Source organism: Flammeovirgaceae bacterium SG7u.111 (genome assembly GCA_034044135.1).
Classification (GTDB): Bacteria; Bacteroidota; Bacteroidia; order Cytophagales; family Flammeovirgaceae.
Genome location: CP139021.1, coordinates 394,046 through 409,196, shown reverse-complemented (window position 1 = coordinate 409,196; position 15,151 = coordinate 394,046). Strand labels below are relative to the sequence as shown.

At 42.2% G+C, this 15,151-nt stretch carries 12 protein-coding genes; 4 read left to right on the top strand and 8 right to left on the bottom strand.

Translation table 11 applies throughout. From position 1 onward, the window contains the following. The first annotated feature begins 35 nt into the window (after positions 1-35). Positions 36-1,505 carry an SLC13 family permease gene (locus R9C00_01615; protein WPO36139.1) on the top strand — a complete coding sequence of 490 codons (1,470 nt, stop codon included), beginning with the start codon at positions 36-38 and terminating at the stop codon, positions 1,503-1,505. On the opposite strand, the gene R9C00_01610 is transcribed toward R9C00_01615, so the two are convergent. The 6 genes from R9C00_01610 to rplM all read right to left on the bottom strand — a co-directional run bounded on the left by R9C00_01610 (position 1,497) and on the right by rplM (position 5,093). After that, the gene (locus R9C00_01610; GenBank protein WPO36138.1) at positions 1,497-1,937 is read right to left on the bottom strand and encodes a GNAT family N-acetyltransferase; all 441 of its coding nucleotides are present in this window, start codon (positions 1,935-1,937) and stop codon (positions 1,497-1,499) included. The two genes, R9C00_01615 and R9C00_01610, sit on opposite strands and share 9 nt — an antisense overlap. Before the next feature lie 122 nt (positions 1,938-2,059). Then, on the bottom strand, positions 2,060-2,890 hold the full coding sequence (tsf, locus tag R9C00_01605; GenBank protein ID WPO36137.1) for a translation elongation factor Ts: 831 nt from the start codon (positions 2,888-2,890) through the stop codon (positions 2,060-2,062). 146 nt (positions 2,891-3,036) lie between these two features. Continuing rightward, positions 3,037-3,213, bottom strand: a complete 177-nt coding sequence (locus tag R9C00_01600) for a hypothetical protein (GenBank protein ID WPO36136.1) — start codon at positions 3,211-3,213, stop codon at positions 3,037-3,039. A gap of 114 nt (positions 3,214-3,327) precedes the next feature. Continuing rightward, positions 3,328-4,185: a 30S ribosomal protein S2 gene (gene rpsB, locus R9C00_01595; GenBank protein WPO36135.1), complete on the bottom strand. Its 858-nt coding sequence runs from the start codon at positions 4,183-4,185 to the stop codon at positions 3,328-3,330. A gap of 78 nt (positions 4,186-4,263) precedes the next feature. Beyond that, positions 4,264-4,650: a 30S ribosomal protein S9 gene (rpsI, locus tag R9C00_01590; protein WPO36134.1), complete on the bottom strand. Its 387-nt coding sequence runs from the start codon at positions 4,648-4,650 to the stop codon at positions 4,264-4,266. Next, positions 4,650-5,093: a 50S ribosomal protein L13 gene (gene rplM, locus R9C00_01585; GenBank protein ID WPO36133.1), complete on the bottom strand. Its 444-nt coding sequence runs from the start codon at positions 5,091-5,093 to the stop codon at positions 4,650-4,652. Before rplM ends, rpsI begins: the two co-directional genes overlap by 1 nt. Before the next feature lie 402 nt (positions 5,094-5,495). On the opposite strand from rplM, the gene eboE reads away from it, so the two are divergent. Both eboE and R9C00_01575 read left to right on the top strand, forming a co-directional pair. Continuing rightward, a complete protein-coding gene (gene eboE / locus R9C00_01580; GenBank protein WPO36132.1) occupies positions 5,496-6,707 on the top strand; it encodes a metabolite traffic protein EboE in 1,212 nt (403 codons plus the stop codon). A 4-nt stretch (positions 6,708-6,711) separates the two neighbouring features. After that, positions 6,712-8,091 (top strand): alkaline phosphatase family protein, encoded by a 1,380-nt coding sequence (locus tag R9C00_01575; protein ID WPO36131.1) that lies wholly within the window; start codon positions 6,712-6,714, stop codon positions 8,089-8,091. Here the strand turns inward: R9C00_01575 and R9C00_01570 are convergent. Continuing rightward, the gene (locus R9C00_01570; GenBank protein WPO36130.1) at positions 8,088-9,182 is read right to left on the bottom strand and encodes an acyloxyacyl hydrolase; all 1,095 of its coding nucleotides are present in this window, start codon (positions 9,180-9,182) and stop codon (positions 8,088-8,090) included. The two genes, R9C00_01575 and R9C00_01570, sit on opposite strands and share 4 nt — an antisense overlap. A 278-nt stretch (positions 9,183-9,460) precedes the next feature. On the opposite strand from R9C00_01570, the gene R9C00_01565 reads away from it, so the two are divergent. Further along, the gene (locus tag R9C00_01565; GenBank protein WPO36129.1) at positions 9,461-10,852 is read left to right on the top strand and encodes an alanine/glycine:cation symporter family protein; all 1,392 of its coding nucleotides are present in this window, start codon (positions 9,461-9,463) and stop codon (positions 10,850-10,852) included. A gap of 189 nt (positions 10,853-11,041) precedes the next feature. Here the strand turns inward: R9C00_01565 and R9C00_01560 are convergent, their stop codons facing one another. After that, positions 11,042-15,040 (bottom strand): AAA domain-containing protein, encoded by a 3,999-nt coding sequence (locus R9C00_01560; GenBank protein ID WPO36128.1) that lies wholly within the window; start codon positions 15,038-15,040, stop codon positions 11,042-11,044. Positions 15,041-15,151: the final 111 nt, after the last annotated feature.

Below are 15,151 nucleotides of genomic sequence, written 5' to 3'. Positions count from 1 at the left end.
TCATTTTTTAGGCTAAAAACTGGCTTCTTTTCACCATGGATTTTCACCAAGCAATAGTACTACTGGTACTAGCTTTTATCATATGCTCCCTTTTTTTTGAGTTGCTAAAGCCAGCAATTACTTTTTTTGTTGGAATAGCTCTCTTACTCCTATTTGGCACCATTACTCCTACCGAATTTTTAGTCAGCTGCTCTAACCAGCATATTGCCACTATCATCATGCTCATTTTAGTGACTGCGGCGGTCAGAAAAAACCTTGGGCTAGAATATATTTTTGATAGGATGTTTAGAAAGGCGGCAACTGGAAGAGGCTTTTTATGGCGAATGACAGGATATGTCGCTCTCCTTTCCTCTTGCATGAATAACACACCTGTCGTGTCTATGATGACTCCATACGTTTACCGCTGGGGGAAGAAAAACAATGTCTCTCCTTCCAAATTGCTAATCCCACTTTCATATGCTACTATTTTGGGAGGGATGCTGACCGCATTTGGCACTTCTACCAACCTTGTTCTCAATGGTTTTCTATCAAAAAATGGAATCACCAATCTAGTATTCTCCGATTTCTTCCATATAGGAATAGCTGTTTTGATAACAGGGCTGCTATATCTCTGTACTTTTGGCTACAACTTACTCCCTGCAAGGGTACCTACAAAAAAGCACGAAAAACAATCTGCTACAAGTATTGATGAGGAAATACAAGAGAATGATGCTATAATTAAAAATGAAACGTCCAATGTAAAAGTCAAGGAGACAAAAATCAGGAAAAAGAATAAACTTGATGAAGACTCTATGGTTGAAGGAGATCTTCTTTTACTTTCTATAGACGACCAATTTTTTGAATACCCCCATTTAGAAAGGAGAGAAAAACTTGTGAGAGGAATGCTTCGCAGGGAAATTTATCCTAAAAAATGGAAGTTTTCATTGCTAATAATAGGCATTTTATTAGCCACTGGCTATGCAATAGCAGGTGCTATTTCTTTATTTACTGCCCTCATTTTCATGATGGGGTTAATCTTTATTTTCAACTTATTTACCATCAGAGATATCTCCAAAACCTTGGATATAGAACTTGTAATTCTTTTGGTATCGGCAATTACATTGGGAAATGCGCTGATAACTACTGGAACTGCCGAACTCATTTCTAGCTTATTTATTAAGTCGGTTGCACCTCTTGGCAATATAGGGTTGTTAATTAGCCTATTCATTACCACAGCCTTGCTCACCTCCTTCATTACCAACGTTGCAGCCCTATCGATCACCTTTCCTGTAGCATATGCTATTACACAACAACTTGGGCTAGATGGAACGCCATTTTACCTTGCAATTGCCTTTGCCGCATCAGCTGCATTTATTTCACCTATTGGTTACCAAACCAACTGGATGGTTTATGCACCTGGTCGTTATGTCCCAAAAGATTATTCAAAGGCTGGATTTCCACTACTTCTGATCTATGGAATCACTTCCCTCACCATGATTATTATTCAGTTTGATATGCTAGGCTAAATCTAATAGCATAGTATAATGCTGAATACCACATTCGTCAAATGGCTCTCCTGTCTGTTTGAACCCAAATTTGGCATAAAAAGGAACAGCTTTTACCTGACTATTTAAGTAGGTAATTTTGTCACACATACGCTTGTGTTGAGCTACATCCTTGAGAACCTCTTCAACTAACGAAGCTCCTACTCCACTCCCTCTGTATGGCTTTAAAACTGCAAATCGCTCTAATTTCACCCCTTTATCGGTAAACCGCCACCTAGCGGTTCCTGCAGGTTTTCCTTCTACCAAAGCCAAAAAATGCCTCGCTTCTACTTCAAACTCATCTTTTTCATCTTCAGCTGGCACGCCCTGCTCATCTACAAATACCTCAAAACGAATCTTTAGGGCTGCTTCTACCTCTTGTTTTTCAGTTATATGTTTTGCGTCTATTTTCATTATTCTATGATTATACCATCAGAAAAAATAAAACTAAGGAAAGAATGGGGTAAAAAAAACAGCCTCAATATAGAGGCTGCTCATCATACAATATTTATAGGCTTTCAAAGAAACCTAAAGAATTATCTGCCAGTAGAAATACGAGCGAATTCTTTAACTGTCATACCACTTTGAACACTGTTCAAGTATTGCTTAACTGACTGCTTGTTGTCTTTAACAAAAGCTTGGCTAAGCAATGTGTTTTCTTGGAGAAATTTGCGAACAAATCCTTCAGCAATTTTCTCAAGAATATGCTCAGGTTTGCCTTCTTGGCGAGCCTTGTCCAATCCTATTTCTTTTTCTTTTTCAATAAGAGAAGTATCTACACCGCTCTGGTCAACTGCTACAGGTTTCATAGCTGCAATTTGCATAGCAACATCTTTACCAGCTTCTTCTACGTCAGCTCCACCAGTGTTTTCAAGGTTTACAAGCACAGCAATGCTCTTTCCGTGTAGGTATGAAACCACACGCTCACCTTTCATATAAGCATATTTAGAAACTTCTATTTTCTCACCAACTTTACCTGTAAGATCAGTGATTACTTCGTTTACTGTCTTTCCTCCTAATGGTAAAGAAAGCAATGCTTGCAAGTCAGCAGGCTTATTAGTAGTTGCCAATTCCAAAATGCTGTTACCAAGATTCCTGAAGTCATCGATGTTAGATACAGGCTCAGTCTCACAGTTAAGGGCAAAAGCCAATCCTTCGCTACCATCTTCGCTAGTGTAAGCGAGAGCGATACCTTCAGTTGCTTCTCTGTCTGCACGCTTAGCGGCAATTTTCTGACCTTTTTTTCTAAGAATATCGATAGCTGCTTCTAGGTCACCATCGGCTTCTACAAGTGCTTTTTTGCAATCCATCATGCCTGCACCTGTGATTTGTCTCAGTTCATTAACTTGCTTTGCTGTTATGGCCATTTCTAATAAAGTTATTATTTATAATTAATTATAAAACTCAGTATAAAAGAGTAAGTAGAAAAAAATGGTAATAGAAGACCCTTCGAAAAGTTGCCTTGTATTACCATTTCTGAACACGATGCTTAAACATCTAACTAAGAAAATTATTAAGCTACAACCTTCTTTACTTTGCTAAGTTCTTTAGCTTGTGCTTTTAGCTCATTGAGCTCTTTCCTAATTGCTGCCAAGGCATCTGCATCCCTATCGGCTTTTTTCTTTTTGAAAACATCAGACTGCTGAGCCTTTAGTTCTTTTAATTTGTTTTCAATTTCTAGCTTTGTCATTGTTATATATATTTTTTACCGCTCTCGGTAAATTAAGCTTTGATCTAAATATGAGCAGCTCAAATAACCCTGAACTGCTTTTGATAAAACTAAAGAAACAAACTAGCGAATTCCTTATTCTTTTTCAGGAGCATCGCTTGCCTCTTCTGTTGGTGCAGCTGGTGCTTCAGGAGCTTTTTCCGCTACAGCTTCAGGAGCTGCTGGCGCTGCTGCCTTAGCAGGTGCTTCATCAACTGCTCTTTTCTCGTTCTCAGCCTCTTTAAGTTTAGACTCGTCACGCTCTTTCTTTCTTTCCATGAGTCCTTCTTCTATAGCTTGTCCAATATATTGGGTGATGATAGCTACAGACTTAAACGCATCGTCATTTGCAGGGATTGAAAAATCAACAGATGTAGGATCTGAGTTTGTATCAACTATTGCAAATACAGGGATGTTAAGCTTATTAGCTTCTTTGATAGCAATATGCTCTCTTTTTACATCAACTACGAACAATGCAGCAGGTAGCCTATTTTGATCGGCAATACCTCCAAGTACACGCTCAAGCTTCTCTTTTTCACGAGTCTTCATCAACCTTTCCTTCTTAGCAAGGTTTTTAAAAGCCTCATCTTTCATCAATTTCTCAATTGACGACATTTTCTTGATTGATTTCCTTACTGTAGCAAAGTTGGTAAGCATACCGCCCAACCATCTTTCAGTTACAAAAGGCATTTTCAACCTAGCAGCTTCAGCAGCAACAACTTGTTTTGCTTGCTTTTTTGTAGCTACAAACATCACTTTCCTACCTGACTTAACGATGTTTTTCAACGCATTTGCAGCTGAGTCAAGGCTAACAAGTGTTTTGTTCAAATCAATAATGTGGATGCCATTTCGCTCCATAAATATATAGGGAGCCATCTTGGGATTCCATTTCCTTGTAAGGTGGCCAAAATGCACACCCGCATCCAAAAGGTCTTTGTATTCTAATTTTTGCATGGAATTATAGATAGATTAATATAAATACCAAATGACCAGCCAATGTGGCTGATCATGAATGGTTTCAACCTGAAAATATTAACGTTTACTGAATTGGAATTTCCTACGGGCTTTTCTTCTACCGTACTTCTTACGCTCAACCATACGTGGATCCCTAGTAAGGAAACCTTCTGGCTTAAGCATAGGACGAATTTCCGCATCAAATTCAACTAATGCTCTGGCAATCCCCAGTCTGATAGCTTCTGCTTGTCCAGTTGTACCACCACCTGTTACATTAACCTTAAGATCGAATTTACCAATGTTGTTACTTGTAGCAAACGGTTGATTTACGATTGTCCTTAAAATCTCAGAAGGAAAATATGTTTCGATATCCTTCTTGTTTACGGTAATATTACCTGAACCCTCTTGCATATAGATTCTTGCAATAGAGGTTTTTCTCCTGCCTACTGTGTTAATGACTGCCATTATAATTGTATTTCTTTAGGGTTTTGAGCTTGATGTGGGTGCTCCGCACCTTGATAAACATATAGGTTTTTGAACAATGCCCTACCCAAACGATTGCCTGGAAGCATGCCTTTCACCGCTTTTTCTATCAAAAATATTGAATTTTTAGCCTTAAGGTCTTTCGCCAAAATCATGCGTTGACCACCAGGATAACCAGTGTGAGAGATATACTCTTTCTTATTCCACTTATCTCCTGTTAACTTTACTTTGTCAGAATTGATCACAATCACGTTATCACCACAGTCTGTGTGAGGAGTGTAACCCGGCTTTCTCTTGCCTCTGATCAGCATGGCGATTTCGGTGCACAACCTGCCCAATACCATGTCTTCTGCATCTACGACAACCCACTCTTTACTTACGTTGCTCTTGTTAAGCGACTGGGTCTTATAACTTAATGTATCCAAAGCTTGACTTTATCTTAAAGATTAAACCATCTGGGTATCAACCCAAACTATTATAAAAAGGGCATAATAATTATCATGTCCCTCCAAAAAGGACTGCAAAAATATGGATATAATATTTCTTATGCAAAACTGAATACACTTTATCAGTGTTTTTTTTTAGATAGCAGCTTAAATCTACCCTATTTTGTTCTAAAAACTGTTTTTCTGCAAATCTTCATCTATTCACTGCTTATGGACAAAACAATTGCTTACTTGGGCAAAGCTGTATAATACATTCTTTAGCATACTGTAAACGAGAACCTTTCCCAGTTCAGCTTCTTATTAAGCTGCTATTATGCTAATTTGAGCCTGAAAATTATATTTTTGAGCCCCATATTTTAAAACCGACAAAACTTTTCACAAATGCTTCACCATAAACACCACCTTACCTATTGTACAAATATACACGCAGGCGAAAGCTGGCAAGATATAAAGAAAAGTCTAAAAGAATACTTGCCTTCCATTAAAAAAGACCTTGAACTAGATGCTCCCTTGGGAATAGGCTTGAGGCTTTCGGGAGAGGCGGGAAAGAAGCTAGCAAACCAAGAACAGTTGGATGAATTTAAAGCTTGGCTTATAAGTGAAAACCTGTATGTATTCACCATGAATGGCTTCCCCTATGGAGGTTTTCACCATCAAGTGGTGAAGGATGACGTACACAAGCCTGATTGGACTACGTCCGAAAGGCTTCGATATACCTTACAGCTTTTTGACATCCTCGCCGAGTTGCTCCCCGACGGCATGGACGGAGGAATTTCCACTTCCCCACTTTCTTATAAATATTGGCACAAAACAGATGCGGAAACCCAAAAGGCTTTTGATGAATCGAACAAGAATATTCTTAAAGTAGTGGCTCACTTGTACAAAATTGAGCAACAAACAGGGAAAATACTCCATCTCGATATTGAGCCCGAACCAGATGGGTTGATTGAAAACACGCCCGAAGTAATTGATTATTTCAACAACTGGCTTTTGCCCAAAGGAATTCCCTATTTGGAAAAAGAACTTGGAATAAGCGATGCCCAAGCCGAAGCAGCTATCCGAAAACATATCCAGCTTTGCTACGATGTTTGCCACTATGCCGTAGGCTACGAAGAACCTTCAGAGGTATTTCTTAAAATGAAAGAAGAGGGGATTGGGATTGGGAAAATCCAAATAAGTGCAGCCCTCAAAGCCCAGTTGCCCGAAAACCCTGCCGATAGGAAAGAGATAGAAAAAGAATTCAGCCCTTTTGTAGAGTCTACATATTTGCACCAAGTGGTGGCTCTTACCAAAGACAAAACTCTGCTTCATTATAATGATTTGCCCCCTGCCCTAGCCGACATTGGCAATACTGAGGTAACCGAGTGGCGAACGCATTTCCATGTCCCTGTTTTCCTCGAAAAATATTCCAAGCTTTATTCCACCCAAGAAGACATTAAAAAAGTGTTGGAATACATCAAACTGGAAGAAGTTACCAACCACTTGGAAGTGGAAACTTACACTTGGGAAGTACTGCCAAAAGATATTCGGCTCGACTTGAAGGACTCCATTGTGAGGGAATTGAAATGGGTAAAAGAGACTTTAGACAAGTAAGTAAATGCAAAAAACTGTTGTCATAAATGTGGTTGGGCTGACGAGTGCCCTTATAGGGAAACACACTCCTTTTCTGCAAAAATGGAGGGAGGGAAAGGAAAAAGCTACCGTTGAACCTGTACTGCCTGCAGTGACTTGCTCTGCACAAACCACCTACCTTACAGGAAAGTGGCCCACCGAACATGGGGTAGTAGCCAATGGTTGGTATTTCCGTGAGGAATGCGAAGTGAAGCTTTGGCGGCAATCGAACAAGCTGGTACAGGGCGAAAAGGTGTGGGATATGGCAAAAAAGAAAGACCCCAACTTCACCTGTTCCAACATGTTTTGGTGGTACAACATGTATTCTTCTGTCGATTTTTCGGTGACTCCCCGCCCCATGTACCCTGCCGATGGGCGCAAACTCCCCGATGTGTATGCACAGCCCGAAGCCTTGCGCCAACGGCTACAAAAAGAGCTTGGGCAATTTCCCCTCTTCAACTTTTGGGGGCCAAACACCAGCATCAAATCCAGCCGATGGATAGCCGATGCTTCCATAAAGGTAGATGAATGGCATGACCCGACCTTGACCTTGATTTACCTCCCCCACCTTGATTATAATCTCCAAAGGCACGGACTGAATTTTGACATCATTTCTAAGGATTTGAACGAAATAGACAAGGTGTGCGCCGACTTGGTTTCTTATTATGAAAATAAAGGTGCGGAAGTGATTTTCCTTTCAGAATATGGGATTACCGATGTGAACCAACCCATTCATATCAATAGGTTGCTAAGAGAAAATGGGCTTATTGCCGTGCGAGATGAAATGGGCTTGGAAGTGTTTGATGCCGGGGCAAGCAAAGCTTTTGCCCTCGCCGACCACCAACTGGCTCATATTTATATAAATGACCTTTCGGTAAAAGACAAAGTAAAATCCCTACTAGAAAACATGGAAGGAATTGAGCTGGTGTTGGATGAAGAGGGAAAAAAGCAACACCACATAGCCCATGAACGGGCGGGCGAACTGGTTGCGGTTGCCGATAAAGATTCTTGGTTCACCTACTATTATTGGCTAGACGATGACAAAGCGCCAGACTTTGCCCGAACAGTAGATATCCATAGAAAGCCTGGGTACGACCCCGTGGAAATGTTCATCGACCCAAAGATAAAAATGCCCATGCCGCTCATTGGTTACAAGCTGGTAAAGAAAAAGCTTGGTTTTAGGCAATTGCTCGACATCATTCCCCTAGACGCAAGTTTGGTAAAAGGCTCGCACGGAAGGCTGACTGAAGATATAGCCCATCATCCCATTTTCTATTCTTCTAAAAAAGGAGCTTTGGGGAAAGAGAATTACGAAGCAGTAGAGGTAGCCGACCTGATTTTGGGGCATGTGTTTGGGGAGGCTTAGATCCTAAACCCAACCCCCAGATCCAACATATCGGCTTTGCGGACATAGGCTTTGATGGTCCCATTGATGAAAATGTGGTCGGAGAGGTAGTACCTTAAGCCTACTCGTTGGTAGAATTTGCCCTCAAAGTTGTAGGGCAAATGCAAATGATACCCAGCAATCACCGCCAAGGAAAGGTCGCCTACCAGTAGTTCATGACCAAAGGAAATCCCGAATTGGCGAGTATCAATGTCATTTTCATCGTAAGGCATATTCGTAAACTCTAGCTCTTCTATCACTCCTTTTTCCTCAAAAAAATACCCGTCAAATCCCAAAACCAAGTTACTCACCCGACCGACTTGTTTGTTTATATAGGCAGAAACGACCCCAACCTTGTGCGAGCCGTCTTCCTCAGGGCGAACCTGGCGAATAGCCCCAGAAACAAGTAGATTAAAATGGATTTTCTTATCAAACTCCTGAGGCTCAACTTCTCTATTCAAGATCGGCTTTTTACTCGGAACATAACGAATCCCAGGGCCAAAAACCAAATAATTAATCCCGTTATTCGGAGTTTTCACCCGCCCATTGGAATGGTGCCGAAAGCCTGCCTTTGCCGTAAGCTGCCACTTTTCAGCTAACCAAAAATCATATTGGAGATCAAGTTCTCCCACAAAACTAATATGGCTACTTATCGCCACATTCGTTGGGTTGTCCACCGGATCGTAAATTGTAGGTGAGTAAGACGCTCCCATTCCTACAATTATTCGAAAATTCCGTTTGATTTTAAATGGAGTGAAATCCAAATAGGGAGCAAAGGAGATCACCTTGTCCAACTCCTCTCTTTGGTAATCGAAGTAGGAAAGGCGAAAGCCTACTTTGGGGTAATTGTAAATTTTCTCCCAATATTTTTTCCCTGTAGTTACCTTGGCAGTGTACAATTCAAAGCCGTAAGCATTATTATTTTGGACTTTTGGCTCATCGGGCTGATAGCGAAAAACCGCCCCATAGGTTGGCGTAAAGCCATATTCCAAAGGCTGTTGCTGGGTTTGTGCCAATGCAAAACGGTGAAGCAAGGCAAAAAACAATAAACTGATTGGATATCTTAGTTTCATATTTTTCTTGGAAATTCTCCTCAAAAACGGCTCGAATATGGGGAACATTTCGATGGTGGGCAAATAAAAAAACTTCAAAGGAATTTTGAACTAAGTATAATTCTTTATTTTAGCACATATCTTCATCATTAATTACAGGCAGTTAACCCGCCAAACTCCTTCACCCTTCCAATCCAAGCAATACATTCACAGTTAATGTTAGGCAATTTTCCATACATGCGCGGCTAGGCAACCTGACGAAGAAAAAGCAGAAACTTCTTAGAAAACAATCACATTATATGACTGAAATAGGCAATTATTTAGAAACAGCATTAGTAGCGTTTGGCAACTACGCATGGGGCATGCCCTTATTGATAATTCTCCTTGGAGGAGGGTTATTTTTCACACTTTTTTCAAGGCTGCTACCCTACCGATATTTTTTCCATGCTATAGATGTACTTAGAGGGAAATATGATGATCCTGATGCTCCTGGCGAGATTAATCAATACCAAGCACTCTCCAGTGCCATTGCCGCCACGGTGGGTATGGGTAATATTTCAGGGGTAGCGGTAGCCATTACCATGGGCGGACCTGGCGCACTCTTTTGGATGTGGGTGAGTGCTTTTTTAGGGATGACCACCAAATTTTTTACCTCTTCGCTTGCGGTGATGTACCGAGGAAAAGATTCGGCGGGCGATGTGCAAGGCGGCCCTATGTACGTCATCACCGAAGGATTGGGAAAAAAGTGGAAACCCTTAGCAATCATGTTTTGCGTCGCCTGTTTATTTGGGTGTTTACCTATTTTTCAGGCCAATCAGCTTACGCAAATAATACGGGATGTAATCTTAAGGCCTAACGGCTGGGTAGGTGAAACTTCCTCGTTCAACACCGATTTGGCTACAGGAATTATCACGGTGCTTATCGTTTCAACCGTCATTTTTGGAGGGATAAAGCGAATAGGAAATGTAGCGGGTAAAATGGTACCTGTAATGGTCGTTTTGTATGTTGCAGTAGTGGTGTATATCCTCATCGTCAATATAGAAAGTGTGCCAGCCTCTTTCCTCTTAATTTTTGAAGATGCCTTTACAGGAAATGCCGTAGTAGGTGGTTCTATAGGTGCGGTAATGGTAGCTGGTGCTAGAAGAGCTGCTTTCTCTAACGAAGCGGGCTTGGGAACTTCACCCATGATGCACGGCGCAGCCCAAACTAATGAGCCTATTAGAGAAGGGTTGGTAGCGATGCTCGAACCCGCAATCGATACTTTGGTTGTTTGTACAATGACAGCTCTCGCCATTCTAGTCTCTGGCGTGTGGACAACTGGAAGCGACAATGGAATTTCACTCACAGCACAAGCTTTCAACGATTCTATGCCTGGTGTAGGCGCTTATATCTTAGTGCTCTGTGTATTGGTATTTGCCTTTTCTACCCTATTTTCCTACTCTTATTACGGCACAAAATGTACAGGCTTCCTATTTGGTGCGAAGTACCAGAAATACTACAATTACTTCTACGTGAGTACCATCGTTTTTGGAGCTACGGCTTCACTTCCAGCGGTTATTGGTCTGATTGATGGAATGTACGCCATTATGGTAGTCCCAACGGTAACCTCGGCAGTACTGCTTTCTCCAAAAGTAGTAGCCGCTACCAAGGATTATATCAAGAGGATGAAAGAGAAGGAGTTGGTGAGGTAAGGGAGAGTTTCTGGTTGCTAGTTGAACTGACACGCTAACTTGGGGTCAAAAATATTTTCTCAATAAAAAGAAAAAACCTGGTGCGAGCGTCTGATCCACAATGGAATTGTCGTGCCGAAACATGCATTCAAGCGTCTCGCTTGAATTGACCCCAAGTTCAATTGTCAGTTCAGTTAGTGACTAAAAACCTTACTCCTCCGCAGCTCCTTCGTTCATCGGAAGCTGGGTAAATTTGAACAGGGCTTCTTTGAAACCTGCCGGGTCTATCCAGAACTGGCGACTGTAAAAACGACGAAACCTCCACCCTTTTTCTTTCAGCAAAACGGGAGCATAAGCATGTGCTTCTTTGGGAGAAATCCCTTGGAAATACTGGTTATCATCGGTAAGCACCAACCCTTCCCACGTCTCTTTTTTGAAGGTAAGATCAGAAAAAGGCAAAAACTCATCCATCTCCAGCTTCCCATCCATTTCCTCCTTCACTTTATCTTTGAGGTACTGAGTAGAGTTGGTGAGAGGCAAAGCTGGCAAATTGGGCTTGAAATTTCCTTCCGACACTTCCAGTGCATATTGCAAATACTGCTGGAGCAGCTTAGGTCCTTGGTTTTTGGTCTCTTCCACTCTGAGCTGGTGGGGCAAAATACTGCTTACCACATACACCGCAGAGCGAGCCCTCGTAACGGCAACATTCAACCGGTTTTCCCCCTTGGCTTGGCTCAGGCTACCAAACTGCACCCGCATTACGCCAGAAGGCGAAGGGGCGTAAGCAATGGAAAAGATGATGATATCCCGCTCATCTCCCTGCACGTTTTCAATGTTTTTCACGAATAAGCGAGGAGGAATAGCAATGCCACTTTCTTCCAACAAGTCCAAAATAAGGTCTTGTTGCTTGAAGTTGAAGGTAATGATACCAATATCGTCTTTTCCCTCTCCTATCAGTTTTTCAACCAATCTGACCACTTCCTGCGCTTCTAAGTAGTTTTGGTTTTTCTCCCAAACCCCATCTACTTTTAGGTACGAAATGGCAGGCCCGCTTCCCACAAAGTTTTGGAAGTCCGGAATAAGCTGCAAGCGATTATCGTAGAAGTGTCGGTTAGAGAAACCAATGAGATCGAGTGATTTACTACGATAGTGCCCCGTGAGGGGAATTTCTTGCAGATAATGTGCGCCAAGGTCGAGCAGCGAATCTACCTCTAGGGCAGTTTCCCCTTCCATGTCTTCTTCCCATCTAGGTTGGTACAAATCGAACGGGGCGAGCTGCTGGCTATCTCCCGCAATCACCACTTGCTTGCCACGGTACATAGCAGGAATCCCCTTCTCTGCAAAACACTGAGACGCTTCATCAAAAATGACCAGGTCAAAAAACTCTTCCATTGGGAAAATGGTAGAAACAGACTCGGGTGAAGCCATCCAACAAGGCACAAGGTTGAGCAGCTCATGAGAGAAGTTGGAAATCAACTTTCTGAGAGGCCAGATGCTGCGTTTTTTATTTACCTGATGCTTAAGATCACGGTAGGTGACCATGTTTTTGAGACGGTTGAACTCCACCTCTTGGTAAGTCCGCTCCCGCAACTTTATCAGAGCTATTTCCCTGCTAATATTCCTTTTTTCGCTCATTGCTTCTTGCAAATGGCTTTCCATATCGCTGAGCTTGAGCGATGAAACAATGCGAAGCACTGGATATTTCGATTCCAAATGGTTGAGCCAAGCCAAGCGAATGCTGTTATCTATCAGGTAAATTCCTTCCTCCACTTCAGGAACCTTCTCCACTTTTTCCTTCACTTTTTTGGCGACCACTAGCTCGTGGGGCATAAACGTATCTTTTAGCCTGTCAAACTCGCAAAGGGAATCGAAGTCTTTGTCGAGCGATTTTTCCAGTGTTTCGGGAAGTACATTTTTATCGAGCAAACTTTTGATTTGCTTGGTCGTAAGGTACTTTTTCCAAACTGCACTTTTGGCGGGAATATCTTGAAGCGTTTGGAGCAAGCTTGTTACTTTTTTGCTCAGCTCGTCGTAGCTCAGATCATCCAGCTTTATGTACTTTATGATATTCCGAAGCTTCTCATAAATATTTTTGGCATCGAGGGCTTTCAGGTGCAAGTCGAGCCAGTCACGCAACACTTCAGGATCGTAACTATTGGGTTGCTCGGTAATAAACGGGGACTTGGAAAGGATGGTAAGATGATGCTCTAGATTTAGCCTGTTGTCCAACTTTTGCAAAAGCATCATTAGCGGTTCTTCCTCGTTTTCCAGCCCATTTTTGGCTATCAGCTCATCTACAAAGGCTTTTTCTTTGGAAAAGTATTTCCACTTAAGCCGATGATACCAAACTTCATGAGCTTCAAGCGCCTCTTTCAAAATCTTTTGGCATTCGCCCAACTTCTCTTTCGGAATAGTTGATTCAACCCCCTCTACCCCATAGGCATTGAGCAAGTTTTTCTTTTTGTTGGCAAGCCACAAATAATCCGCTTCGCTGTGTGGCAAACTATTTTTGAAATACCTGAACACCGATTCCTCCCCCAACAACTCAAGAAACTTGTAAAACGCTTCTTCCCTGTCCAAAATCCACTCGCACTCGTCGTACGAAGGATGGAACCCCCACTGCTCGGCAATTTCCCTCGACACTTTCTCAAAATAAGGAATCACTTCCGCTACATTCCTCTTGGCTTCTTGCAGGTCCTCTATCCCAAAATCTTTGAAAGAAACTCGGCTAGCCCACGGATGCGAGGACTTGTCGAGCGAGTTGGCATATTTGAAATAGGATCGGAATTTTCGGAGCAAATCCTCGTGTTCACGAAAGTGGAAATGCTGGTATTCCTCTTTCAAGTTAAGCGCATCGTCAGAAAGTTTGCTGGAAAGGTACAATTCCTTGGCACTCAGCCCGCATTCTTGGTTATCATAAAGGGCAGTTTTGAACTCGGAAAGTTCCTCGGTAATTTGGTCGATTTCCCTACTCAGTTTCAGGAAACGCCTTTCCAAATAAATGGCATCCAAACTATTGTTTTCCCGCTGGAACGCCTCAATCCCATCAATTTGCTTGGCTATTTTATCATAAATTTCTTTTCTATCATTTTTGAAATCGTGCACCAATGCGGCAAAATTCTCAAAGTTCTTTTCGCCCAAGCGCTTATACACCACATCAAGCGCTGCCTTCTTCTGGCAGACCACCAGCACATTTTTCCCCCTCGCTATGTAATCGATGATCATGTTGCAGATCATCTGCGATTTACCACTGCCAGGAGGACCTTGCACCACCACAGAATTGCCACCTTTCACACTTTTTACCACCTTTTCTTGGGAAGCATCCAGGGCGTAGGGCGTGATCATTTCCTCCTCTTTTTCCGCCTTGGAAAGCACCGTGCTGTGCATGGTATCCTCTTCCGTTTCACTTGAACCAAAGAAACTTTCCAGCTCTCGGGTAGTTGGTCGGCTGAGCAAATACTCGTAGTCGGGCATGAGGTACGAACCCGCTTGCGGGAAAATTCCCAACACCGCTTCCCGAATAATTTTCAGCTCGCCCGTGGAGGTTTCTTCCGAAAAAGTGCTTCGATTGAACTCGGAAAAAGGCAACAGCGTATCTTCAAAAGTTTCTTGCCCAAAGTTGATTTCAAAAGGGGAAGCTTTCAGGAAATCATAAAGTTCGGTGCGAAACTCAAGGCTATCGGTGGGGAACTCGGAAAAATCTTGGTCGAGAAAAGCTTCTTCAAACTGAATACCATTGTAATGAGAATAAGCGAGCAAGAGTGTTTTGTTGAAAGAAACTCCAACATCTTGCCTCAGTTCCAGTTCCCATGTGTTATTGACAGCCGATAATTTTACTGGGAAAAACAACAGCGGACAGCGAATAGGCGTATCGTCCATCATCCTGCCTTGCACAAACGGGTAGCCTACGTACAAATCCCTTGCACCTTGCTCATCAAAAATAAACTTGTCCATTCGGGCTATTTTGCCCAATTGCTGGCTGGCTCGGTTGGTGTGCTCGTCTCGGCTATCGACCGTGTCGCAAAGAACCGTTTTAGGCTTTCTGGCAATCAAGTCCTCAATAATCCGAAAAGAAGGGTCTCCACTCAAATAATCAAGCTCGTGCAGGTCGATAAACTGTCGCTTTGCCAATTTGAGCAAGAGCAATGCCCTGTTTTTTGCCGTCAAGTTGGTCAGCCGTTTCTGATATATTTTAAGAGTATGCTGCACAGTAGCCGTTTAGGTTCGAAAATGCCATTGAACAAATATAAAATTACAATTTGTTAATGAAGGGCTAGGAGGGAAAAAATACGTGGGGAGGGAAATAACTATTGAAATTTT